Raw genomic sequence first — 24,118 nt, forward strand, 5'->3', positions numbered from 1 at the left:
TGTGCAATTTAAAGATAAAATCACCTTAGCATTTAGTGGTGCATCAGGCGCTCCATATGGATTGAGGTTGCTAGAAGTGTTGCTTGAGCAGCAGTTTCAAGTGTATGTGCTTATTTCAAGTGCCGCGCGGGTAGTCTTTGATACCGAATCAAATGTTAAACTATCAGCAAATGAAGACAAGGCCACAGAGCAATTAAGTCTGTTATATAACGCAAAACCTGGGCAGTTAAAGGTATTTGGTAAAGATAATTGGTTTAGTCCGGTAGCTTCGGGCTCTGCAGCGCCGAAAAAAATGGTAGTATGTCCATGTAGCGCAGGCTCTGTGTCTGCCATTGCAGTCGGCGCATCAGATAATTTATTAGAGCGCGCCGCCGATGTGGTGATAAAGGAGCGAGGCCAGCTTATTTTAGTGCCACGCGAAACGCCATTTAGCGAAATTCATTTAGAAAACATGCTTAAATTATCGCGTTTAGGTGTAACAATTATGCCTGCAGCACCTGGGTTTTATCATCAACCGCAAAGCATAGAAGACTTGGTTGACTTTATGGTGGCGCGAATTTTAGATCATTTAAATATTGAACATAATCTCACGAAGCGTTGGGGTTATGGTGAGGGTAAGAAATGAATAAGCAAAATATTGCTTTAAATATTGAAGGCCTTACCAAGGTTTACAAAAATGGGGTAGAGGCAGTAAAAGGGGTTGATTTACAAGTTCACGAAGGTGACTTTTTTGCATTACTTGGCCCGAATGGGGCGGGTAAATCAACCACTATTGGGGTAATTTCTTCACTGGTTAATAAGACCAAAGGCAAAGTTGAAGTATTTGGTCACGATATTGATACCGACCTTGAGGCGGCTAAAGCGAATTTAGGCCTAGTACCACAAGAGTTTAACTTTAGTCAGTTTGAAACGCTGAGCCAAATACTCGTTAATCAAGCAGGTTACTACGGTGTACCGCGCGGCGAAGCACATAAACGTGCAGATAAATACTTAGCGCAGCTTGGATTAATCGAGAAAAAAGATAAGCAAGCGCGTACCTTATCTGGTGGTATGAAACGCCGTTTAATGATTGCACGTGCCTTAATGCATGAGCCCAAATTACTTATTTTAGATGAGCCGACAGCGGGTGTTGATATAGAGCTTCGCCGTTCAATGTGGGACTTTTTAAGGCAAATTAACGAACAAGGTGTGACCATTATTTTAACAACCCACTACCTTGAAGAAGCTGAACTGCTTTGTAAAAACATCGCCATTATTGATACCGGGCGAATTGTTGAAAACACCACGATTAAAGCCCTGCTTGCTAAATTAGACAAAGAAACCTTTGTATTGGATTTAAAACAACCGTCTAAACCCGTAACGCTAGATGGATACAAATTTACTATGGGGGATGATCACACCATTGAAGTTGAAGTGGCTAAATCTCAAGGATTAAACGCGGTGTTTACAGCATTGACTGAACAAGGTAATACCGTGCTGAGCATGCGAAACAAAGCGAATCGATTAGAAGAATTATTTGTAGGTTTATTAGAGCAAGGGCGGGGCGAATAAATGTTTAAATATGGCGTAGCCTTAAAAAGTATTTGGATTAAAGAGTGCATTCGCTTTTTGCGTATTTGGGTGCAAACCTTAGTACCGCCAGCGATCACGATGAGTTTATATTTTGTTATTTTTGGTAACCTAATTGGCTCGCGTATTGGTGACATGGGCGGTTTTAGCTATATGGAGTTTATTGTCCCTGGCCTTATTATGATGTCAGTTATAACTAACTCTTATTCAAATGTTGCCTCTAGCTTTTACTCAACTAAGTTTCAAAAAAGTATTGAAGAGTTATTAGTTGCACCTGTGCCTAATTACATCATTGTACTGGGTTATATGGGCGGAGGTATGACCCGTGGCATTATGGTTGGCTTTATCGTAACGTGCGTTTCTTTATTTTTTGTTGATATACAAATACATAATATTTTTGTGATTATAGCCACTGTTATTCTCACCTCGGCGGTGTTTGCCTTGGGCGGGTTAATTAACGCTATTTATGCAAACAGCTTTGATGACATAAGTATTATCCCTACCTTTATTTTAACGCCGTTGACCTATTTAGGCGGGGTGTTTTATTCAATCACTTTACTGCCTGATTTTTGGCAAATGGTGTCGCAAATAAACCCAATTATTTATATGGTTAACGCATTTAGATATGGTTTTTTAGGTGTTTCGGATGTAGATTTATCGGTCGCAATGGGTGTGTTGTTGGTGTTTATCAGCGTCCTATTTACTTTAGCACTGACGCTAATTAAAAAAGGTGTGGGGCTAAGACACTAATGAGCGATGCAAATTCACGTAGTATTGTATCTAATCAAGCGGGACTTCATGAAAAGCTTGATAAAATAGTTAATAAACACTTACAGGCTGAGTTTAAAAAGCCAATTGCAACGCATACGCAAACCGCATTTGATGAAGTTAATGCTAAAGTGCAAGCCTTTAATGGGCCGCTTATTTTAGACTCCTGTTGTGGGGTCGGAGAGAGCACCGCTAATTTAGCAAAACGTCATCCTGAAGCGTTAGTCATAGGTATTGATAAGTCATCTCATCGACTTGATAAGCATGATGTTGAATATAAACAAAGTGAAAGTGGTCAATACATTTTAGTGCAAGCTGACTTAAATGACTTTTGGCGTTTAGCGGTGGCTGCTAATTGGCAGCCTACGCATCACTATTTGCTTTACCCTAACCCTTGGCCTAAGTCTAAACACATACAAAGGCGCTGGCATGGGGCGGCTATATTCCCGTTTATTGTAAAGTTAGGTGGTTTACTTGAGGTGCGCAGTAATTGGGATATTTATGTTAAAGAGTTTGCCAGAGCGCTTGAATTAGCGGGGAATCCATGTGAAACCGAATTGTTTGAGTCAGACGAAGCAATTACCCCTTTCGAACGTAAGTACTGGGCCAGTGGCCAGCAAAGCCACCGGCTTGTTATAAATCTTATATAGCTAATTGTTGCTTAAAGTGAGTCACGTGTGGCGTTGGTTTACCAAGGTAACTACCTTGCATCAGCGTCACATTTAGTTTATTGAGTAGCTCGGCAACCGTGTTATTTTCTACCGCCTCAACAACCAATTCAAGTTCAAGCTGCTGGGCTATATCAGCAATATAGGCGATAAATAGCGACGTATTTTCATCATTTACCAGTTGCTTGGTGATCGCACCATCGAGTTTAATGCCATCTACCTCAATCTTTAACGTATTGAGCGTATTAATAAACTCATTACCCCAACAATGCATCACGATTTTTGCCCCTTTACTTTTCACCATCGCAATAAATGATTTTATTTCATAGTAGTGTGTAATGACCTGCGACTCTAATATTGAAATAGTAATGTTTTCAGGGTTGGGGTAGCGATGAAGCTCATACGCTATGTGATCATAAATAGTGGGATCTGCAATATTTTCAGCGCACACAGTTAACCCCCAGCTGATTGCTGATTTGCGAAAGCGCGAAATGCATTGAGTAAATAAGGTACGTGTTAACATCCCATCCATACGCAGCCTATTTACTGCATTAGAAAAGGTATCAGGGGTTAAAATCTCCCCATGTGAGGTCACTATTCTTGGTGAGCAGTCATACCTAATAATGGCATTGGTATTGGTATCTATAACAGGTTGAAAATAAGGAACAACGCGATGGGCATCAAACGCTTCACGAATTTCCTTTGCTATTTCTACATTGTATAAATACAGAGATTTAGCGTCGTTAATCGCTTCTGAGTAGTTTACTATGGGTTGAACACCTTGCCTTGATTGTAGCAAAGCAATGTGGGCATTCTTAAGCAGTAATGACTTATTCCCTCTTGCGACTCCAGCGTTGAGTGTAATATAAATAAATGGGTCTGTAATAAAAGGTGTATTTTTATTATGGGATTGAATAATGCTGTAAAGCTCATCAAAAGGTGTTTCTTTACTGGTTAAAATGGCCAGCTTGTTGGTCGCAATACGATAAATACGTGATTGCAGACGGTTTTGCTGCTTAAAGTGACTAAGTAGTTTTTTCATCACTTCATCGGCTGTTTTTGTGCCAAAAAAACGGCTGATATTATCAATTTCGTTCACTAAAATAATCGCAATTTGTAAATGATGTTCATTGCTTTTTTTTAGCCGTTTTTCTAAGGCAATATGATTTTCGAATCCGCTTGCATGGTCGCTCATTAATGAACGACGTACTCCATAGTAATAAAGAGTATAAATTATTAATAAAATAATAATTACGCAGCAAAAATGAAACATAGATTGATATAAGTCTGTTTTTAATGCATTGCTAATTTTATCAACGCTAATATCTGCAGCTGTAATATAGGTTCTGCCATTTTTTGCCAGATGAGGAATATATACTGTTTTAGAATGGCCGCGATGCGCTGTTGAGGTTTCAAAAATAGGGGCCGTTGATAAAAATGCAGCCATAGTTATTGGCGTGGCTTCGGGATAAAGATCTAAAAACTGAGTAACTTTACCGTTATTTTGATCATCTTGAGTGTAGCTAGAGGCAGTAAAATAAACATTTTCATCAATCAGTACCATTGAATATAAATAATCTATATTTAAATCATTGGCCAATGCCGAAAGCTGGTCGGCTTTATTTTGATAGCTTGAAAAGCTAATTTCTTGCGCTACTTTATCGTGATAATCATTACCTAAAATGTACTTTACGCTGGTGGCTGCATTTAATAAACGATTATCAATGCTGCGTATCACATCATTATTGATGGCAGTGTAGGTGTAGTAACTGTAAATTATTAAGCTGACTAAAAAAAAGACGGTACCGAGCGCCAACCGAGTTAATTTTAGATTTCCTTTTAGCATGCAACATCCTTATTTTTTGTTAGATTTATTATACTTAAAAATTATAAATGCCCAATATTTTAATTACCCTTTGTACTAAATATAAAAAATAGTGAAATGTTATCTATTTTGTATTGTCTTTTATGGCTTAAAACGAGACATTTTTGTCATATTGCAGTAAAGTTAGCGCAATTTTTTAGAAATGCCGTTGCTTAAAAACACCTTAAATTAGCGTGTTTTACAAACTAACAGGTGTTTTAGTCACACACTAGGTATGAAGATGGATCAAAAGCGTTGTGCCGTCGCCTCTAAAGAAAGCCTCAAACGGATATTTACCGTTCCAGAGGCCCCTGACTCAACTTTGAGCAAAATAGAGCTTGAAATTTCGAGTAATTTAGCAGGTTTCTTAAACGAAAATATCGCGGCAATTGAAAAACCATTACATGAAATAGAAAAAGATTTTCAATCGGCGGCTATCCCTGAAGAGCCAACGTTTGTGTCTTGCTATGCCCAAGATATTATGGAACAGCTGGTTGCTCATTCTGTACATACCGCAGCGCCAAGCTTTATTGGTCACATGACATCTGCTCTGCCACATTTTTTACTGCCGTTATCGAAATTAATGGTCGGGCTAAATCAAAACCTTGTAAAAATAGAAACCTCAAAAGCGTTTACCCCATTAGAGCGTCAAGTTTTAGGAATGATGCATCATTTAGCTTATAGACAAAATGATGGCTTTTATTCTAAATGGATGCACAGTGCAAAAACCTCTTTAGGAGCATTTTGCTCTGGTGGCACAGTAGCTAACATTACAGCACTTTGGATTGCTCGCAACCGCTTATTGAAAGCGGATGGCAACTTTAAAGGCATTGCTGCACAAGGTTTAGTGGCGGGAATGCTCCACTATGGTTACAAAGGACTGGCGGTTTTAATCTCTGAGCGAGGTCATTACTCATTAGGCAAATCGGTTGATTTATTAGGTATTGGCCGTGAGAATTTAATTGGTATTAAAACATCGGCTGATAATAAAGTTGATGTAGATGCTATGCGAGAAAAAGCGCTAGAGCTTGAAGCGCAAGGCATTAAAGTGATGGCAATTATTGGTGTAGCCGGAACGACTGAAACTGGTAATATCGATCCACTTGAAGACATGGCTAATTTAGCACAAGAGATTAATTGCCACTTTCATGTTGATGCGGCGTGGGGCGGAGCTACTTTACTGTCTAATACCCATAGGCATTTATTAAAAGGTATTGAGCATGCAGATTCAATCACCATTGATGCGCATAAACAAATGTATGTACCGATGGGAGCAGGTTTGGTGCTGTTTAAAGACCCTGCTGCAACTGATGCCATCGAACACCATGCTGAATATATTTTACGTAAAGGCTCTAAAGATTTAGGCAGCCATACCCTTGAGGGGAGCCGCCCTGGTATGGCGATGTTAGTGCATGCTTGCTTACGTGTTATTGGTCGTAAAGGCTATGAAATGCTTATCGATCGCAGTATTAAAAAAGCGCGTTATTTTGCTGATTTAATAAAAGCCGATGAAGACTTTGAGTTAATATCAGAGCCAGAACTTTGCTTACTGACCTATCGCTATGTACCAAAACAAATTAAACACGCGATAGCCCAAGCTGATGCACAAACCCGTTTAGACATTTTTGCCGCGCTTAATCGTTTTACTGCCAGCATGCAAAAACGCCAACGTGAATCGGGTCGCTCATTTGTATCGCGTACGCGTTTAACGCCAGTACAATATGATAATCAACCAACCGTGGTATTTAGAGTGGTACTTGCGAACCCGCTTACATCGGGCGCTATTTTAAAAGAGATATTAGAAGAGCAGAAAGAACTAGCACAAACTGATCCGGTATTTAAAAAGTATTTACGAAAATATATGTAATTACAATTACAATTACAATTACAATTACAATTACAATTACAATTACAATTACAATTACAATTACAAATGCAATGACAAATGCAATGACAAAAAAGACGCGACTAAGCGTCTTTTTTGTTACTAATTAAAAGCAACTTGCTTTTATAAGGTTGCTGATAATTTGTTGCGAAGGTTTTATTTTTTCCATTGCTAAAAATTCATCGGGCTGATGCGCTTGGTTAATTGAACCCGGTCCCATTACGATGGTTTCACAACCGAGTTGTTGTAAAAATGGCGCTTCGGTACAGTAGTTAACAGCGACTGCTTTTTGCCCTGCTATATTTTCGGCTAATTTAACTAAAGCGCTATCTGTGCTTCCCGTAAAGGCAGGAATGGGTTCATGTAAATCAATAACGCTTACAGCATTAGGGTATTGCTGGTTTATATCGTAGGTTGCATCAAGCACGAGCGCTTGAAACTCTTGCACGCTTAAACCGGGGAGAGGGCGCATATCAATGTGCATTTCGCAGCAGCCACAAATTCGGTTGGCATTGTCACCCCCATGAATATTGCCTAAGTTGAGTGTTGGATAAGGAATTTCAAAGTGGTTTATTGAATATTTATTCTTAAGTTGTTCTTTTAAGATCAGTAACTTTGTAATCACTTTATGCATTACTTCGATGGCGTTAAGGCCCCGTTCGGGATCAGAGCTATGTCCTGAACGACCAACGACTCTGATTGCTGTACTCATATGACCTTTATGGGTAAATACGGGGGTCATATCTGTTGGCTCACCAATAATACAGCGGCTTGGCTTTAAATTTGGGTGCTTACAAATTTGCTGCGCGCCAGCCATGGTGGTTTCTTCATCGGCGGTCGCTAATATTAAAATAGGTTGAGTTTGTTGCTTTTCATCAAGCTCACTAATAGCCTGCAGTACAAAAGCAAAAAAGCCTTTCATATCAATACTGCCTAAACCATATAATTTGTTATCAAGCTCGGTTAATTTAAATGGATTTTGATTCCAGCGGCTATCATCAAATGGCACCGTATCGGTGTGTCCCGCAAGCATTAACCCGCCATCGCCTTGTCCGCGTTTTGCTAATAAGTTGTAGCGGCCTTTACCACCTTCTAACTCTATTATTTCACAGGTAAAACCTAAGCTTTCACACCACTGAGCGAGTAGTTCAATTACGCTTTTATTGCTCATACACAAATGCTCTTCAATAGCACTAATAGAGGGGGCAGCAATCAATTGCTGGTACATCGAAATAAATGACGGCAGAGACATAAAAAAATCCAAAATAAGTATTCAATTTAATTGCATAACAATATAAAAGTATTTATGATGAATATCAATTCACTTTTTAAGCATAAATATATTAAAGTTACGCCATGAAAATAATACGACGATAGTTATCACTCATTAATTTAATCAGCTTAGCTAGGTTGCAACCTAGTGTAAGTAAATAACATGGAATGTAGTCACTAATTTTAGATAAAGAGTAAATAATGAACGTAGTAATTATAGGTGCCAGCGGTTACAGCGGCGCAGAATTGGCTAGTTTAGTTGCCAAACATCCAGCATTAACATTATCAGCATGTTATGTATCAGCACAAAGCTTAGATAAACATAAATTGCTCAGTGAATTATACCCTGAGCACTTAGGGTTACTTGACTTACCTTTGCAACCGCTTAATGAGAGTGCGTTGAGTGATATAGCTCATTTAGCAGACTATGTGTGTTTATGTACTGATCATAAAGTAAGTGTTGATTTAGCCCCTCAGTTTTTAGCGATGGGCAAGAAGGTATTTGACCTTTCGGGTGGTTATCGCCTAGCAAGTAATAACGATTATGTTACTTATTATGGTTTTGAACACCAGCATCCAGAACTTCTTAATGAAGCAGCATATGGTCTTGCAGAGTGGAATAGTGAGGCCATTGCAAAGGCGCAGTTAGTTGCTGTAGCTGGCTGCTACCCAACTGCTGCATTAAACGCATTAAAGCCTCTTCAGCAAGCTGGGTTACTAAGTGATGAGCGGATTATTATTAATGCTGTATCGGGAGTAACTGGAGCTGGTCGTAAAGCAAGTATTGGCACGCATTTTTGCGAAGTATCGCTTGCTGCTTATGGTTTGTTTAACCATCGTCATGGGCCTGAAATACAGCAGCATCTTGGCCATAACGTACTATTTACCCCTCATTTAGGTAATTTTCCTCGCGGTATTTTAGAAACCATTTATGTACAGCTAAAACCGGGTGTGACTAGTGAGCAAGTAACTAAAGCGTATCAAGTATTAGCGGATGAGCCGTTAATTCGATTGCTTGGTGGCAAAATTCCCTCAATTAAAGGGGTAGCAAAACAACCCTATGTTGATATTGCGTGGCAGCAGCAAGACTCACAATTAATAGTGATGGCAGCGATTGACAATTTACTAAAAGGGGCGGCTGGTCAGGCTCTGCAATGTATTAATTTGTCAATGGGTTTGCCCCACACTACAGGTTTAGTAGGAGCGTTTAAATGAGCAGTAAAACGTGGGTTATTAAACTCGGTGGCGCAGTACTCAATACTGAAAATGCCGCTAAAGCGCTTTTTGAGGTTCTTAATGAGCAACATGATGCACAGTTTGTCATTGTTCATGGCGGTGGCTCATTAGTTGATCATTGGTTAGCAGAAGCCGGTTTTGCCAGTGCTAAACACCAAGGTTTGCGTATCAGCCCTAAAGAACAGATGCCTTATATTGTAGGAGCATTAGCGGGAACAGCAAACAAACAATTAATGGCGCAAGCAATGACTGCTGGGCACAAACCCGTTGGCTTGAGTTTATATGAAGCTGGAATAACAGCATCACAAAAATTAAAAGCGCTAGGGCAAGTAGGTCAATGCCATAGTAATGATGATTCTATTATTAATGAATTACTCAGTGGCGGGCGTTTACCTATAGTCAGCTCCATCGGTTTTGATGAGCAAGGGCTTTGGTACAACGTTAATGCTGACGAAGCAGCAGCAGCGATTGCGAGTAATTTAAACGCCGAACTTATTTTTATGACGGATGTGGAAGCGGTGCTTGATGCGAATAAGCAGCCTTTACATCAACTTGACACAAAACACATTGATACTTTAATTGCAGAGGGAGTAATTGTGGGCGGGATGGAGGTCAAAGTTAAGACCAGTCTTCACGCTGCCCAACATTTACGACGCGGTGTGTACATTTCCAGCTGGCAAAAGCCAGAAAACTTAACTGCTTTGCTGCAAGGCGAGCATGTCGGAACTAAAGTAACACCATAGGTTGAACATGTTTAAAGATTTTTTAACGGGTCTAGAATTAGACCAACAAGGCGCACTAAATTTATTAAAGTTAGCGCAAGATATTAAAGAAAGCCCAAGTAAATATAGCCAAGTGCTAGCTGGTAAGTCAGTGGTTACTTTGTTTGAAAAGCAAAGTTTACGTACTCGCCTTTCATTTGATATTGGTATAAACCGTTTAGGGGGCCATGCGGTATACCTTGACCAACAAAATGGTGCAATGGGCGCCCGCGAATCAATAAAAGATTTTGCCTTAAATATTTCGACTTGGGCTGATGGTATTGTTGCGCGGGTTAATCAGCACAGTACGTTAACGACACTCGGTGAGTATTCATCCGTTCCTGTGATTAACAGTTTGTGTGATTTATATCACCCATGCCAAGCATTAGCTGATTTTTTAACGCTACAAGAAGTACATGGTGATGTTAGCCAGTTAAAGCTTGCCTACCTAGGTGAGGGCAATAATGTAACGCACTCATTAATGCTATTAGCCGCTACTTTAGGAACAGACTTTGTCGCTGTAACACCAAAAGGCAGCTCGCCCGATTCGCAAATTCTTAAAAAAGCAGAGCAAATAGCAGCGATGAATGGCGCTTCTGTAATGGTAAGTGACAGGGTTGAGGCTGCAGTAGGCGCTAATGTTGTTTACGCCGATACCTGGGTATCAATGGGGGATACAACTCCTCTTGAGCAAGTAAAAGAAAAATACATGCCTTATCAATTAAACCAGGCATTACTTAAAAAAACCGGGGCTACCACGGTATTACATTGCCAACCGGCACACCGTGAGTTTGAAATTACTTCTGAGGTAATGGATGGCCCTGCATCAAAAATTATACAGCAAGCAGAAAACCGCATGCATGCGCAAAATGCGCTATTAGTTACATTGTTAAATCCAAATTTTGTTAAGGAACACCTATGAGTTCAATTAAAAAAGTCGTTTTAGCCTATTCAGGTGGTCTTGATACATCGGCTATCGTGCCATGGTTAAAAGAGAACTACGGCTGTGAAGTTATTGCCTTTGTTGCCGATGTTGGCCAAGGAGCTGAAGAACTTGAAGGCGTAGAAGCTAAAGCTATAGCGTCTGGTGCATCTGAGTGTTACGTGGTTGATTTAAAAGATGAGATGGTAAGCGATTATATTTACCCAACGCTTAAAACGGGTTCTATATATGAAGGGACTTATTTACTTGGTACTTCTATGGCGCGTCCAATCATTGCTAAAGCGCAAGTTGAAATTGCACGTAAAGTAGGTGCCGATGCACTTTCTCATGGCTGTACGGGTAAAGGTAACGACCAAGTACGTTTTGAGTCATGTTTTGCCGCACTCGCACCTGATTTAAAAGTGATTGCGCCATGGCGTGAGTGGGATTTATCAAGCCGTGAATCATTGCTTGATTACCTAGCTGAACGTGACATTCCATGTTCTGCGTCAGCAACTAAAATTTACAGTCGTGATGCTAACGCATGGCATATTTCTCACGAAGGCGGTGAACTTGAAGACCCTTGGTGTGAGCCAAGTGAGCAAGTATGGACATGGACTAATTCACCAGAGCAAGCGCCCGATAAAGCTGAGCATGTCACTTTATCAGTTGTAGAAGGTGAAGTGGTTGCTGTAAACGGCGAACAATTAAAGCCTTACGACTGTTTAGTTAAACTAAACGACATAGCTGCCCCGCATGGTGTTGGTCGTGTTGATATTGTAGAAAACCGTTTAGTGGGCATGAAATCACGCGGTTGTTACGAAACACCAGGCGGTACAGTGATCATAGCTGCGCTTCAAGCAATTGATGAGCTCGTTCTTGATAAGTCAAGCCGTAAATGGAAAGAGGTACTCGGTGGTGAATTTTCGCATTTAGTTTACGACGGTCGTTGGTTTACGCCGCTTAAAGATTCTATTTTAGCCGGTGCAGAAGCGCTTTCTACGTTAGCAACAGGTGAAGTGGTACTTAAACTTTATAAAGGGCAAGTAACAGCGGTTCAGAAAAAATCACCTAACAGTTTATACAGCGAAGATTTTGCTACTTTCGGTGAAGACGATGTTTATGACCAATCGCACGCAGAAGGCTTTATTCGTTTATTCTCACTATCAAGCAGAATTTCAGCATTAGCTAAAAAGTAATTTTTTATGCCCCTTGAAATTAAGGGGCTATTATCGGGTTTGGAGAGATTTCATGGCATTATGGGGCGGGCGTTTTTCTACGGGTCCAGATGAAGCGTTTAAACAATTTAACGATTCACTTCCCTTCGATTATCAATTAGCAGAGCAAGATATTATTGGCTCTGTTGCATGGGCTGGCGCACTTGAACAAGTGAACGTGTTATCTAATGACGAACACCAAAAGCTGGTATCGGCATTATATGAATTACTTGAAGAGGTAAAAGCAGATCCACACGCTGTTGCCACCTCAGGTGCTGAGGATATTCACTCGCATGTTGAAGCTGCACTAATTGAAAAAGTAGGTGATTTAGCTAAAAAGTTACACACAGGCCGAAGCCGTAACGACCAAGTTGCTACCGACTTTAGACTCTGGTGCCGCGATACCGCCGATCATATTTTAAAAGCGATTGCGCAACTTAAAGCAGAGTTTATTGGCTTAGCTGAACGTGAGCTTGGCACAATATTACCAGGTTATACCCACTTACAACGTGCACAACCGGTGTTATTTAGCCATTGGTGTATGGCTTATGTAGAAATGTTAGAGCGTGATGAAAGCCGATTACAAGATGCCCAAGCAAGAATGAACTACTGCCCACTCGGCAGTGGCGCTCTTGCAGGCACTGCATACCCGATTGACCGCCATGCACTTGCACAAGGGCTAGGATTTACTGGCGCGACTAAAAACAGCCTTGATGGTGTATCTGATCGTGACTTTGTGGTTGAGCTATTAAGCTGCGCGTCTATCTCTATGATCCACTTATCGCGTATGTCTGAAGACTTAATTTTTTATAACTCAGGAGAAGCTGGGTTTATCGAACTGGCTGATAATGTTACATCGGGCTCATCTTTGATGCCGCAGAAAAAGAACCCAGATGCATTAGAGCTAATTCGTGGTAAAACTGGCCGGGTGTTTGGTGCGTTTAGCGCAATGATGATGACTCTAAAAGCACTACCGCTTGCCTACAATAAAGACATGCAAGAAGACAAAGAAGGCATTTTTGATGCCATGCCAACATGGCTTGCGTGTATTCATATGGCACAAGCGTGTATTAAAGGTATAAAAGTTAAAGCAGATAAAACCCTTGCAGCGGCAAAAGGTGGCCACGCGAATGCAACCGAACTTGCTGATTATTTAGTGGCTAAAGGTGTACCGTTCAGAGAAGGGCATCATATTGTTGGGGTGTTGGTACAATTAGCTATTAGTGAAGGTAAAACGTTAGAGGAGCTTTCACTAGAGCAGTATAAATCAGTAAATCCAGTGTTTGAAGATGACGTGTATCCGGTACTTGAAATTGATGCCTGTATTAAAGCACGCCAAGCGCTTGGCGGTACATCATTAGAGCAAGTAAGTAAAGCGGTGAAAGACGCGAAAAAAAAACAGCAAATAACGGTTCGTGATGCCAACTTAGATGACGTAGAAGCAATTGCTAAACTCGTACAGCACTGGGCAACAGTCGGCGAAAATTTACCGCGAGCTAAAAGTGATATGGTGCACTCAATTAATGAGTTTGCTGTAACCGAGATAGACGGTCAGGTATCGGGTTGTGCTTCACTTTATATTTACGACACAGGATTAGCTGAAATACGTTCATTAGGCATTGATCCTAAAAGCGCAGTAACAGGCCAAGGGCGAGAGCTAGTAGAACATTTATTAGTAAAAGCCAAAAAATTGGCACTCAATCGTGTCATCGTTCTGACTCGTGTACCTGACTTTTTCGAAAATCAGCGGTTTAGTTTCTGTAACAAAGAGAGCTTACCTGAAAAAGTCATGAAAGATTGTGAGTTATGTTTACGTAAAGAAAACTGTGATGAAGTCGCAATGGAATATATGTTAAAGCCAAGTAATAAGCCAAGTAATAGCATGGAGATCCCTTGTAAAAACGTGGCTTGAGCAATCCCTAGGATAAAAAACGCACGGTGACCCCGATGCGTTTTTTTTTGAGTAAAATAAAATAATTTTTAAATTAACATGCTATTAATTTAAAGTTGGCATATCGTTTGCATTTATTATTCTGAAGCGAGTTGTTGAGTCAATTAACCAACGAAGGCAATACGTTACAGCAGTTATTTAGTAACTGCTCCAGGTGGTGTGATTTAAATTTACGCCAATAATAAAAATTTAATACTCAAAAGGATTAATCACATGCAAATTTCAGCGAACAGCCAAGTACAAATGCAAGCATACAATAAAACGCAACAATTAAAGCCTGCAATGGAACAAACTGCTAGCCCTAAAACCCTACAATCTGATACAGTAAGTATCTCTCAAGAGGCGATGGCTGCGGCAAGTGGAACGGATCTTCAACGTGGTGGTGGAGTTGTTCCTCCTATCAAGCCTAAGTAATTTAAAGGTTATGCATGTTTTTAACTGAGTTTTTTGGTTTATTCTCTTTATCCGCATATATGATGTGGGGATTTCTAATGGCATTCTTCTTCAATGCTTTTGTTTTTTCACTTGGAATTAAAAGGGAATCTACCTTATTACTCAGTTCATTTGTTATGATGGTTTCATATTCATCATCTGATTATTTTTACACTTGGTTGTCAATACAAAATGGCTTCCTGTTAGATTGGGCGTTATATGATATTTTTACTATTATCGCCTTGTTAATAGTTGCTTTTTTTATAAAAAAAACAACTCCTTCTTTTGCATATTTGATCACCGGTTTATCAATTAATTCATTGTTTTTTTTATCAATGTACTACGATTTATATGTGATTAAAAATACGGAACCATGGGTTTTTTGGGATATTTATACTTTTAGCGTCAACATAATCGATTTAATAATGATAGTTGCTTTGATAGTTGACCGTGACTTTCTTGGTTTAAATAAATTAAAAAACACAATTCAAACTTTTTGTATTTCTTCAAAAGCTAATCAAATATCTTAGAATGTATTATGTAGACTTATTTTTAGCAGATTATATTGATGCATTTATACAATGGGGCTTTTTAATGGCTTTGTTGTACACATTTGTATCGAGTATAAATACAGCTAATAAATTACTGGTCTATTTAGCCTCAATAATGTTCTTTTCTTACCTTCTAAGTGACTTCCTTTACATTTTTAAAAACGTTTACTTGAACTGGATTTTTTTTGATTTTGCCACAATCCTAATCATTTTTTTAGCATTACAGGTTTCAAGTTTTCAAAGCTCTGTAGCTAAAAACTATATTGTAAGTGGTTTAATTATAAATGCATGTTTAACTTATGCTATTTATGTAGATCTTTATATAAACTGGAATTCAGAGCCTTGGTGGTTATGGAGTCTATACTCCATGGGGGTTAATGTTGTTGATTTACTGATGATTATAGCTATTTTTATCAATAAAGACTTTTTAGGGCTAATGAAACTTAAAGGTCGTTTATTTAGATCACGCACTGAGTTTAAAAGCCTATAATGACAGATCTATTATGGCTGCTTGTTAAAGTTGGCGAAAATTTAGGTAATTTTATATTGTGGCTATTTTTAATCGCTTTTCTATTCAACCTTTCTTCGAGCATTAATAAACAAGATAAAAGCTTACTGCATATTTCATTAATAATGATGATCTCGTATTTTCTAAGTGCATTTTTAAGCCTCGAAACTTCTACTTATAAAGATTATTTCATATTTGATCTCACAACTATTTTGATTCTTTTTTTGTGGCGAAAAATAACGTTGCAAAACACGCCTATTGCTTTTTATTACTTAATGCTGGGGTTAGGGGCTAATACCTGTTTATTTTTGGGGATGCATTATGATGTTCAAGTTAAAGGGAACATTGATTACTGGTGGTTTTGGGCTGCATACGGGTTTGGCGTTATTCTCTTTGATTTTATAATGGCATTGGCACTATTTATCAATAAAGATTTTTTAGGTTTAGTGAGGCTTAAGAACGTTCTGTTTCCAGCAAGAGCGAAGCTACCTAGCGCAATGTAATGATACGCTAGGTGTTATTTTTAATGCTTGGTTTTACCTAGCCTCGACTGCAATGCTTTCATTACTATGGTATCAACAAACTCACTCACATCGCCGTTATGGCGAGCAACTTCTTTTACCAAGGTTGATGATATAAAAGTATTACGCTCAGCAGGTGTTAAAAATACACTTTCTAAATCAGGGTTTAAACGGCGGTTCATATTCGCGAGCTGAAACTCGTAATCAAAATCAGAAACCGCTCTTATACCTCTAATCAATACATTTGCGTTATGGTCACGAGCCAGATCTGCGAGCAGGCCCGAAAAGCCAATCACTTTTACATTATCTAAATGGCTTAAAATTTCATTTGCTAAATCAACGCGTTCTTCTAAAGTAAAACACGGTTTTTTACTCGGGTTATGAGCAATAGCAACAATAACGGTATCAAACATCTTAGCAGCACGCTGGATTAAATCAGTGTGGCCGTTGGTAAGGGGATCAAATGTGCCTGGATAGATTGCGGTCACTTTCATAATATTTACTGTGTTATTATTTTTAGCCGTAGTGTAGCAGTGTTTAGTGTGCAAAGCAGCCTTGTAAGTAAATTGTATATAACTGCAGCTACGCAGTGTTACAAATGCAATGATTTGTTTATACTAGTGGATTATTTTAATGCAGCATCGTATTTTTGAAAATTGAGTAATGAGTATATGAATACCAAGGATAAAATAATTCAAACCAGTATTTCATTGTTTAATGAACACGGTGAAAGAGCAATATCTACCAATCATATTGCATCGAGTTTAGGCATGAGTCCGGGTAATCTGTACTACCACTTTAAAAACAAAGAAGACATCATTCGCCATATATTTGCACTTTATCGTGATCATTTAAGTACTCACTTTAAGCCAGTTGATAAAGGCGATGATGCATTTAGTCATCTTGGCCCTTATTTAGATTCTTTGTTTGAGTTAATGTGGCGCTATCATTTTTTTTACGACAATCTTGGCGATATTCTCGCTCGCGATAGCCATTTAAAGCAGGGTTACATTGATTTTCAGCAGGAGCTACTTGAGCAAGTACGCAACATTATTTTGGCCTTGCGGGATAGTGAAATTATTGCCATTGATGAACAAGATGCCATCGAGCTTGCTCATACACTAAAATTAACAGTCAGCTTTTGGACACCTTATATGAAAGCAAGAAGACTCAGTGGCGTGCTGGTTGAGCAAGATATTTACCCTGGCATTGTAAAAGTACTGACTTTATTTAAAGCCTACAGCACAGAAAAAAGCGCAAATAAAATTAATCAGTTAAGAGAAAAGTATACTCTTTTAGCAAATTCAGCTCCTCAGAATCCTTAAGCCTGTTAAGTTGGTTAGTTCCTAGGCGTTAATTTTTTTGCTATAATCCGCCGCGCCCAATGCCTGGGTGCGCGAATTCCCGCAGTCTAAGAGTTGAACTATGCTTAAATTTATCGTCAAACTACACCCTGAAATAGCCATTAAAAGCCGTTCAGTCCGTAAACGCTTTACCAAAGTGTTAGAAAATAACATTAAAATTGTATTGCGTCGTGTTGACGAAAAAGTACAAGTACGTAATAACTGGGATAATATTTCAGTTGTTACAAAACTGGACGATGCTCAAACTCGCCTTGATTTTATCGATAGCTTGCAGCGCATTCCTGGCATCGTACAGTTTATTGAAGTGACCGAAACAGACTTTAAAACTCTTGATGACATTTATCAAAAAACCATCTCGTTAGTTGGCCACACTATTATTGGTAAAACCTTTTGTGTACGTGCTAAGCGCATAGGTCAACATGATTTTACTTCAACTGAACTAGAGCGCTACGTTGGTGGCGGACTTAATCAACATGTTGAAGGAGCACGAGTAAAGCTAAGCCGCCCAGAGGTAACGATTCGTTTAGAAATAAAAGACGAAAAAGCCTACATAGTGACGCAAACCCATTTAGGAATGGCGGGCTTTCCACTGCCAACACAAGACGATGTATTATCGCTTATGTCTGGTGGATTTGATTCTGGCGTTGCCAGTTATCAGATGATCCGTAAAGGCGCTCGTACACACTTTTTATTCTTTAACTTAGGTGGTGCTGCCCATGAAATTGGGGTTAAGCAAGCGAGCTACTATCTATGGAAACAATACAGCTCTACACATAAAGTTAAGTTTATTACTGTTGATTTTGAACCAGTGGTTGCTGAAATTTTAGAAAACGTTGAGAACAGCCAAATGGGTGTTGTGCTTAAACGTATGATGATGCGAGCGGGTAGTGCCGTTGCTGAAAAACTAAATATTCAAGCTTTGGTAACGGGTGAAAGTATAGGTCAGGTGTCTAGTCAAACCTTAGCTAACTTAAGTGTGATTGACCGTGTAACCGAGACGCTGATTTTACGCCCACTTATCCAACATGATAAGCAAGAGATCATTAATATAGCTCGCCAAATAGGCACTGCAGAAATGGCAGAAACGATGCCTGAATACTGTGGTGTGATCTCTAAAAAGCCGACGGTTAAAGCCAAAATTGAAGTCATTAAAGCAGAAGAAGAGAAGTTTGATTTTGACGTATTAGATACCGTTATTGATAACGCCCGTGTTATGGATGTGCGCGATATCGATGTTGAAGCTAAGCAAGAGCTTAAAGAAGCTGAGTCAGTTACAGAGTTACCAGAGGGAGCGGTTGTTGTTGATATTCGCTCACCTGAGGAAGAAGATGCCGCTCCGCTTGAAATTGATGGTATTGAAGTTATTCATTTACCGTTTTTCCGTTTAGCAACTAAGTTTGGTGATTTACCTAAAGGTAAAGACTATTACTTATATTGCCAAAAAGGGGTAATGAGCCAGTTACAAGCGCTTATTCTTCACGAAGAAGGCTTTACCACTGTAAAAGTCTATCGTCGTTAATGGCTTAATATATTAGGGTCTGTTGACCCTTTAAGGTTAAATTTGCAGAAGTCTGTTTGGTATTTAGGCAAGGCAGAGCCTATGTGGTGTGGTTATTCCCCATAAATAGGCGATAACGCAGCATCAATGCCAAACAGGCGCTGCCCGAAGGGTTCTGCCTAGGGGCGATTTACTCTTTGTTGCTCGGTTTTTACTTAGCCCACTAGGTTACAAACCTCGCGCCGCGATTAAACCACCCCTAGTTTGAACAAATTGTAATCCGCAAAAGTCAACAGACCCTAGATGCGCGGATTTATTCCGCGCTTTTTTTTGCCAAAATTTCAGCAAGTAAAGCGTCGTTATACGGGGTCGCAATATTATGATGCTTGCCTTGTTCACTAATATAACCACAAATTGCCATGATCTCAGTTTGCCTATTGTGCAAAACGTCTTGATGCATAGATGAGTAATTCTCTGCGGTTAAACTCATCACCTTATAGGCGCGCTCGAGGGCATCGATAAGCTTAATATTAAGTTTAAGCGCGGTCGCAATATGGCACGCCTCTGTTAATAAATTAATAATTGAGCTATTGAACTGTGGCGCACGCAACTGGCCATTTTTTATATTGTACAGAGCGGTTAATGGATTTATGGCAATATTAACCAGTAGCTTTTCAAACCTAAGTTGCTCAATATTGTTGCTGACAATTAATTGCGGAATAGTGTGTAATTGCGCACTAAACTGTTGAAGATTTTGAATAGCTAGTTGATTATAGCCCCCTAATACACTTTGCCCGTTTCCAGTATGCTGCACAATATTAGGGTTTGACTTAAATCCAGCCATGCTAGTGGTTAAAAAGTACAACGATTGCTGCTGTGTTAACTGTGCATTTAATTGTTCAACATTACCCATGCCATTATGACTCAGTATAATATGGGTATTATTGCCTAGAAAAGGTTTTACTTGCGCATAGGCTTGTTGCACTGCAAACGCTTTAACAGTGAATAAGACAATGTCAAATTCAGGAGCTTGAGCTAATTGCTGTTGTGAGATGAAAGTAGCGTTAATTTTTTCCGAAGGAGCATCACCACAGCTATAAAAGCGCGTATTGACTGTGCCCTTTTTGGTAAGGATGTAAACAGTGCGACGTTTAGCTAAAAAATGGCTAAATAACAAGCCAATAGCACCATCACCAACAACAAGTATGTTAGCCATAACGCTTCTTTTTACGTAGTGTTAATAGCGCTTTAGCTAAAAAGTAGCTTGCCGCACCAATAAAGTCGGCAACAAAATCGGCCAGTGATGCTTGTCTGTAAGGGAGGCTATCTTGCATAATTTCTATTGCGGCACCATAGCCGGCTAACAGCAATATTTGTGCATATAAAGGCAGTTTAAAGGCTTTATCCATAATAATGGCAAGTAAAAAGAAAATACCAAAATGCGCCACTTTATCTACATGCGGAAATAAGTTTGCAGCCCCTTTTACCTCTTTAGCAAATAAGAAGGTAAATGCGACAATACTAATCAAAAAAATAGCTTGGTAAACACGCCTCGTCACAAAAAATCCTAAAATCGTATAAAAAAGAAGCCTCAGTATATCAAACTAAATTAGTATCGCACCTGAACAAGATGCAGAAAAGTGTAAAGATTTATCATTTTAACGTTATAATTGCCGCATAAAATTAAGATTAGCTAGTTAGGAGAACATCATGCCTTCATTTGATATTGTATCTGAAGTAGAAATGAACGAAGCACAAAACGCGGTTGATAACGCCAATCGTGAATTAGAAACACGATTTGATTTTAGAGGGGTCGATGCCTCAATTGAATTAAACGATAAAACAATTAAATTAAAAGCTGAAGCAGATGCTCAGGTTATGCAGTTGTTTGATATTTTAGCTGGAAAAGTTTCAAAGCGTGGAATGGATGTTGCGAGCCTAGAACTTCAAGAGATTTCTCGCGCAGGCAAAAATGTTTTTCGTAACGTTGCACTAAAGCAGGGTATCGAAAAAGATATGGCTAAAAAAGTAGTAAAAGCCATTAAAGATTCTAAAGTAAAAGTGCAAGCGGCTATTCAAGGCGAAGAAGTACGCGTAACGGGTAAAAAGCGTGATGACTTACAAGCTGCTATGCAAGTTGTACGCACTGCCGATTTAGGTCAGCCATTTCAGTTTAAAAACTTCCGCGATTAATTTATTGTTTCGAGCTAGGCACTACAGGCGCTTAGTTCAAAGCAACATGTATTTAGCCAAACACGCTATATTGTTTGGCTTTTTATTTTTGGATCTATGGTAATTATCGAACCCCGAACCCCGAACCCCGACCCCTGAATCTTTGGATTTTTAGAAGTTTAGACGTCCGTTGACTTTTTTTAGTAAACAGATAACAATAGCAGCCTATTTTCAAGGTGCTTGCTAAACACTTCAATGGTGTGATTTTTTTAGTAGGATAATCGGGAAGTTGGTGCGTTTTCATTGATGAAGTCAATCCCAACACTGCCCCCGCAACGGTAAAGTTATGCTGTATTAAATTATGGTAACTGAGTCCGGAGACCGGCCTTGATTTAATCTTACTTACTAACATCTTTGCGGTGGGCAAAGATAGGGGACATGATGTTAAATAAAACTGCATTGGGTGTGGCCATTTCGGCTGCACTCTCTATTTCTGTATCTGCTGCAGAACAAACCATTGAAAAAATAACCGTTACTGCGAATAAATTTGAACAACCTATACATGATGTATTAGCAAGTGTTGCAGTTATCGAGCGCGCTGATATTGAAAAAGCGAATTACCGAGATTTACCAGCAATATTAAATACCATAGCTGGGATAGATATTGTTCGTAATGGTGGGTTAGGTCAAAAGGCAGATATATTTGTTCGCGGGGCCAGCGCTAAATATACCTTAGTATTGGTTGATGGCGTAAGAGTGAGCGATGCAAGTTCAGGTAGTGTATCGCTGACGAATATTCCAGTTAACAGTATCGAGCGTGTTGAGCTTATTAAAGGGTCAAGAGCTGCTATTTATGGCTCTGATGCGGTAGCCGGAGTAATTAATATTATCACCCGTAAAGCTTCAAATAACTCGCTTTCGGCTACTTTAGGCAGCCATAGCTACAGTAATTATCAGCTTGCTGGTGGGCTTGTAAAAGAGGCGCTTAGCTTTAATTATAATTTAGGCTACGAAGAGACGGATGGTTTTGATGTAACTGGCAAAGATCCAGCGGCTGAGTACACAAAAGATCATGATGATGATGGCTACAAAAATAAAAACATTGGCTTTAATTTAGCTTATGAACTTGCTGAGCTAGGCCAATTGAGCCTGCAATCTCAGTACAGTGAAGGTGAAGCACAATATGATAATGCATGGGGTAACGATGCCTACGACTTTGAAAATTACACCGCTAAGCTAGGCTGGAAGAAAGCCTCTGATGTATATAGCCAAAGTACTTCGGTGAGCGTTTCGCAAGAAGAAAATACCCAAACAGGTACCGATGTGCAGCAAGTGTATAGCACAGAGCGTGTTGAGTTTGAATATCGAGGGCTTTATACCCTTACTGAAGAACTTGATATATCGGGTGGCTTTAATTATTTATCTGAGGATTTATCAAACTCGTCAGCAACGTCATCAGAAGAAAAACGCGATAATAAGGCGTTGTTTATAGGCGTGTTTTATAGCCATAACAAATGGTTAGCAAATGCGGTTGTTAGAACCGATGATTATGACTTCCATGGCCGTGCAAACACTTACAGTACAGGACTTGGTTACAAAGCAAATAACTATGTAACACTACGTTTAAATCACGGTACTGCATTTAGAGCTCCTTCGTTAATTAATGCGTTTGTGACTAACAGCCCGTACTATTTACCAAACAATAATATTAAACCTGAAGAAGCGTTAAATAATGAGCTTGGTATAACTTTAGAAACCCAATGGGGCCGTTATGATATTGCTATTTTCGATAACCGTATCAATAATTTGATTAGTAATAATTATGATGCAGACGCAGGTAAATATATTGCCACTAACATAGATAAAGTATCTATGCAGGGATTTGAGCTGTCGGCAGAGTTTTCAGCGCTAGGCTTTGAACACTCGGTTAATTTTAGCTTTTTAGACGCTACAGATGAAAAAACGAATACCGATTTACCACGTAGACCTTCTGAATCGTTTAATTATCAACTCGCTAAAACATGGGGTGATTTTGATGCCAGCTTGGATATGCAATATCGCTCATCGCGTCCTTCGATTGCGTATTATGACTCGGAGCTCGCTGATTATACGGTATTTAATATAGCAGCCAATTACCAGTTGCTAGATAATTTGTCGTTAGCTGCTCGAATAGAGAATATTACTGATGAAGAATATTTTACTGCTGCGACGGGCTTTGCTGCCAGTGGTAAGCTATTAGGTTATAACAGCGCAGGAAGAACTTTCTTTGTAGGGGCAAATTATCAGTTTTAGTCACTTATCCTAGTTGCCAAGGAACAAATAGCCCAGCTTATTGCTGGGCTATTTATTAAAAGCACTTTATTCCGATAAAAACTCGCTAAATTCGGTTTCAAACTTATGTAATTTGGGTGCAATTAAAATACTGCAATAGCCCTGCTCAGGATTTTCATTGTAATAGTCCTGATGGTAGTGCTCTGCGGGATAAAAAGTGGTTGCTGGGCTCACCTCAGTCACTATAGGTTCGCTAACATGACTTTGCAGCTCTGCAATAACTGCCTGTGTTTGTACTTGTTGTTGCTCATTATGATAATACACAACGCTGCGGTATTGAGTGCCTATATCGTTACCTTGGCGATTTAGTTGTGTGGCATCGTGTAGGGTAAAAAACATCGCGAGTAAGGTTTCAAAGCTGATAACACTGGCATCAAATTCAACCTTAATTACCTCTGCATGGCCACTGTTGCCAGTGCAAATAGTTTTGTAGGTTGGGTTATCAGTATGTCCACCAGTATAACCAGAGCAAACACTGAGTACACCTTTTACACGCCTAAATGCTGCATCAATACACCAAAAACAGCCGCCGCCGAGTGTTGCTACTTGTGTGGTCGAACTCATAAGTACTTCCTCAATTGTTAGGGATATGTGCACTGAATAAAGCGCCGTAACAGCTAGTTACGAC

24 protein-coding genes and 1 riboswitch are annotated in these 24,118 nt (G+C 39.4%); of the genes, 18 read left to right on the top strand and 6 right to left on the bottom strand.

Annotation, left to right across the window (positions count from 1 at the left end; genetic code table 11):
* Nucleotide 1 precedes the first annotated feature (1 nt).
* The 4 genes from L641_RS0110485 to L641_RS0110500 are packed head-to-tail and all read left to right on the top strand — an operon-like array spanning nt 2 to nt 2,987.
* Nucleotides 2–625 (top strand): flavin prenyltransferase UbiX, encoded by a 624-nt coding sequence (locus L641_RS0110485; RefSeq protein WP_024601858.1) that lies wholly within the window; start codon nt 2–4, stop codon nt 623–625.
* The gene (locus L641_RS0110490) at nt 622–1,551 is read left to right on the top strand and encodes an ABC transporter ATP-binding protein (RefSeq protein WP_013464297.1); all 930 of its coding nucleotides are present in this window, start codon (nt 622–624) and stop codon (nt 1,549–1,551) included. The genes L641_RS0110485 and L641_RS0110490 overlap by 4 nt, the downstream gene beginning before the upstream one ends.
* Nucleotides 1,552–2,319, top strand: coding sequence for an ABC transporter permease (locus L641_RS0110495; RefSeq protein WP_008466038.1), 768 nt, complete (start codon nt 1,552–1,554; stop codon nt 2,317–2,319).
* A complete protein-coding gene (locus tag L641_RS0110500) occupies nt 2,319–2,987 on the top strand; it encodes an SAM-dependent methyltransferase (RefSeq protein ID WP_024601859.1) in 669 nt (222 codons plus the stop codon). Before L641_RS0110495 ends, L641_RS0110500 begins: the two co-directional genes overlap by 1 nt.
* On the opposite strand, the gene L641_RS0110505 is transcribed toward L641_RS0110500, so the two are convergent.
* The gene (locus L641_RS0110505; protein ID WP_024601860.1) at nt 2,980–4,851 is read right to left on the bottom strand and encodes a GGDEF domain-containing protein; all 1,872 of its coding nucleotides are present in this window, start codon (nt 4,849–4,851) and stop codon (nt 2,980–2,982) included. The genes L641_RS0110500 and L641_RS0110505 overlap by 8 nt on opposite strands.
* 259 nt (nt 4,852–5,110) lie before the next feature.
* Between L641_RS0110505 and panP the strand changes: the two genes are divergently transcribed.
* On the top strand, nt 5,111–6,736 hold the full coding sequence (gene panP / locus L641_RS0110510; RefSeq protein WP_024601861.1) for a pyridoxal-dependent aspartate 1-decarboxylase PanP: 1,626 nt from the start codon (nt 5,111–5,113) through the stop codon (nt 6,734–6,736).
* Nucleotides 6,737–6,860: 124 nt separating this feature from the next.
* Here the strand turns inward: panP and argE are convergent, their stop codons facing one another.
* Complete coding sequence (argE, locus tag L641_RS0110515; protein ID WP_024601862.1) at nt 6,861–8,006, bottom strand: acetylornithine deacetylase; 1,146 nt, start codon at nt 8,004–8,006, stop codon at nt 6,861–6,863.
* Nucleotides 8,007–8,227: 221 nt separating this feature from the next.
* On the opposite strand from argE, the gene argC reads away from it, so the two are divergent.
* The 9 genes from argC (at nt 8,228) to L641_RS0110560 (ending at nt 16,107) form a co-directional block, all read left to right on the top strand.
* Nucleotides 8,228–9,241, top strand: a complete 1,014-nt coding sequence (argC, locus tag L641_RS0110520; protein ID WP_024601863.1) for an N-acetyl-gamma-glutamyl-phosphate reductase — start codon at nt 8,228–8,230, stop codon at nt 9,239–9,241.
* Entirely contained in the window at nt 9,238–10,005 is a 768-nt protein-coding gene (gene argB / locus L641_RS0110525; RefSeq protein ID WP_024601864.1) for an acetylglutamate kinase, read from the top strand. Before argC ends, argB begins: the two co-directional genes overlap by 4 nt.
* A 7-nt stretch (nt 10,006–10,012) precedes the next feature.
* On the top strand, nt 10,013–10,945 hold the full coding sequence (locus L641_RS0110530; RefSeq protein ID WP_024601865.1) for an ornithine carbamoyltransferase: 933 nt from the start codon (nt 10,013–10,015) through the stop codon (nt 10,943–10,945).
* Nucleotides 10,942–12,144: an argininosuccinate synthase gene (locus L641_RS0110535; RefSeq protein WP_024601866.1), complete on the top strand. Its 1,203-nt coding sequence runs from the start codon at nt 10,942–10,944 to the stop codon at nt 12,142–12,144. Before L641_RS0110530 ends, L641_RS0110535 begins: the two co-directional genes overlap by 4 nt.
* A gap of 52 nt (nt 12,145–12,196) precedes the next feature.
* The gene (argH, locus tag L641_RS0110540) at nt 12,197–14,074 is read left to right on the top strand and encodes an argininosuccinate lyase (protein WP_024601867.1); all 1,878 of its coding nucleotides are present in this window, start codon (nt 12,197–12,199) and stop codon (nt 14,072–14,074) included.
* Between the two features lie 252 nt (nt 14,075–14,326).
* Nucleotides 14,327–14,527, top strand: coding sequence for a hypothetical protein (locus L641_RS0110545; RefSeq protein ID WP_008112648.1), 201 nt, complete (start codon nt 14,327–14,329; stop codon nt 14,525–14,527).
* 14 nt (nt 14,528–14,541) lie between these two features.
* Nucleotides 14,542–15,075 carry a hypothetical protein gene (locus L641_RS0110550; RefSeq protein WP_024601868.1) on the top strand — a complete coding sequence of 178 codons (534 nt, stop codon included), beginning with the start codon at nt 14,542–14,544 and terminating at the stop codon, nt 15,073–15,075.
* 1 nt (nt 15,076) lies between these two features.
* The gene (locus L641_RS0110555; protein ID WP_024601869.1) at nt 15,077–15,586 is read left to right on the top strand and encodes a hypothetical protein; all 510 of its coding nucleotides are present in this window, start codon (nt 15,077–15,079) and stop codon (nt 15,584–15,586) included.
* Nucleotides 15,586–16,107, top strand: a complete 522-nt coding sequence (locus L641_RS0110560) for a hypothetical protein (RefSeq protein ID WP_008113177.1) — start codon at nt 15,586–15,588, stop codon at nt 16,105–16,107. The genes L641_RS0110555 and L641_RS0110560 overlap by 1 nt, the downstream gene beginning before the upstream one ends.
* A gap of 20 nt (nt 16,108–16,127) precedes the next feature.
* Here the strand turns inward: L641_RS0110560 and coaD are convergent, their stop codons facing one another.
* Entirely contained in the window at nt 16,128–16,619 is a 492-nt protein-coding gene (gene coaD / locus L641_RS0110565) for a pantetheine-phosphate adenylyltransferase (protein ID WP_024601870.1), read from the bottom strand.
* A 177-nt stretch (nt 16,620–16,796) separates the two neighbouring features.
* Between coaD and L641_RS0110570 the strand changes: the two genes are divergently transcribed.
* Together L641_RS0110570 and thiI are read left to right on the top strand one after the other, a co-directional pair.
* Nucleotides 16,797–17,450 carry a TetR/AcrR family transcriptional regulator gene (locus L641_RS0110570; protein WP_008113179.1) on the top strand — a complete coding sequence of 218 codons (654 nt, stop codon included), beginning with the start codon at nt 16,797–16,799 and terminating at the stop codon, nt 17,448–17,450.
* A 100-nt stretch (nt 17,451–17,550) separates the two neighbouring features.
* Nucleotides 17,551–19,008 (top strand): tRNA uracil 4-sulfurtransferase ThiI, encoded by a 1,458-nt coding sequence (thiI, locus tag L641_RS0110575; protein ID WP_008113180.1) that lies wholly within the window; start codon nt 17,551–17,553, stop codon nt 19,006–19,008.
* Between the two features lie 292 nt (nt 19,009–19,300).
* Here the strand turns inward: thiI and L641_RS0110580 are convergent, their stop codons facing one another.
* Together L641_RS0110580 and L641_RS0110585 are read right to left on the bottom strand one after the other, a co-directional pair.
* On the bottom strand, nt 19,301–20,203 hold the full coding sequence (locus L641_RS0110580; RefSeq protein ID WP_024601871.1) for a 2-dehydropantoate 2-reductase: 903 nt from the start codon (nt 20,201–20,203) through the stop codon (nt 19,301–19,303).
* Nucleotides 20,196–20,546 (bottom strand): VanZ family protein, encoded by a 351-nt coding sequence (locus tag L641_RS0110585; protein WP_008113182.1) that lies wholly within the window; start codon nt 20,544–20,546, stop codon nt 20,196–20,198. Before L641_RS0110585 ends, L641_RS0110580 begins: the two co-directional genes overlap by 8 nt.
* Before the next feature lie 151 nt (nt 20,547–20,697).
* On the opposite strand from L641_RS0110585, the gene L641_RS0110590 reads away from it, so the two are divergent.
* Together L641_RS0110590 and L641_RS0110595 are read left to right on the top strand one after the other, a co-directional pair.
* Entirely contained in the window at nt 20,698–21,180 is a 483-nt protein-coding gene (locus L641_RS0110590; RefSeq protein ID WP_008113183.1) for a YajQ family cyclic di-GMP-binding protein, read from the top strand.
* 218 nt (nt 21,181–21,398) lie between these two features.
* Nucleotides 21,399–21,564: riboswitch (cobalamin riboswitch) on the top strand.
* A 36-nt stretch (nt 21,565–21,600) separates the two neighbouring features.
* Nucleotides 21,601–23,451 carry a TonB-dependent receptor gene (locus L641_RS0110595; protein WP_024601872.1) on the top strand — a complete coding sequence of 617 codons (1,851 nt, stop codon included), beginning with the start codon at nt 21,601–21,603 and terminating at the stop codon, nt 23,449–23,451.
* A 66-nt stretch (nt 23,452–23,517) separates the two neighbouring features.
* Here L641_RS0110595 and msrA read toward each other — a convergent pair whose 3' ends face one another.
* Complete coding sequence (msrA, locus tag L641_RS0110600; protein WP_013464317.1) at nt 23,518–24,054, bottom strand: peptide-methionine (S)-S-oxide reductase MsrA; 537 nt, start codon at nt 24,052–24,054, stop codon at nt 23,518–23,520.
* Nucleotides 24,055–24,118: the final 64 nt, after the last annotated feature.

The organism is Pseudoalteromonas sp. TB41, from assembly GCF_000497975.1.
Classification (GTDB): Bacteria; Pseudomonadota; Gammaproteobacteria; order Enterobacterales; family Alteromonadaceae; genus Pseudoalteromonas; species Pseudoalteromonas tetraodonis.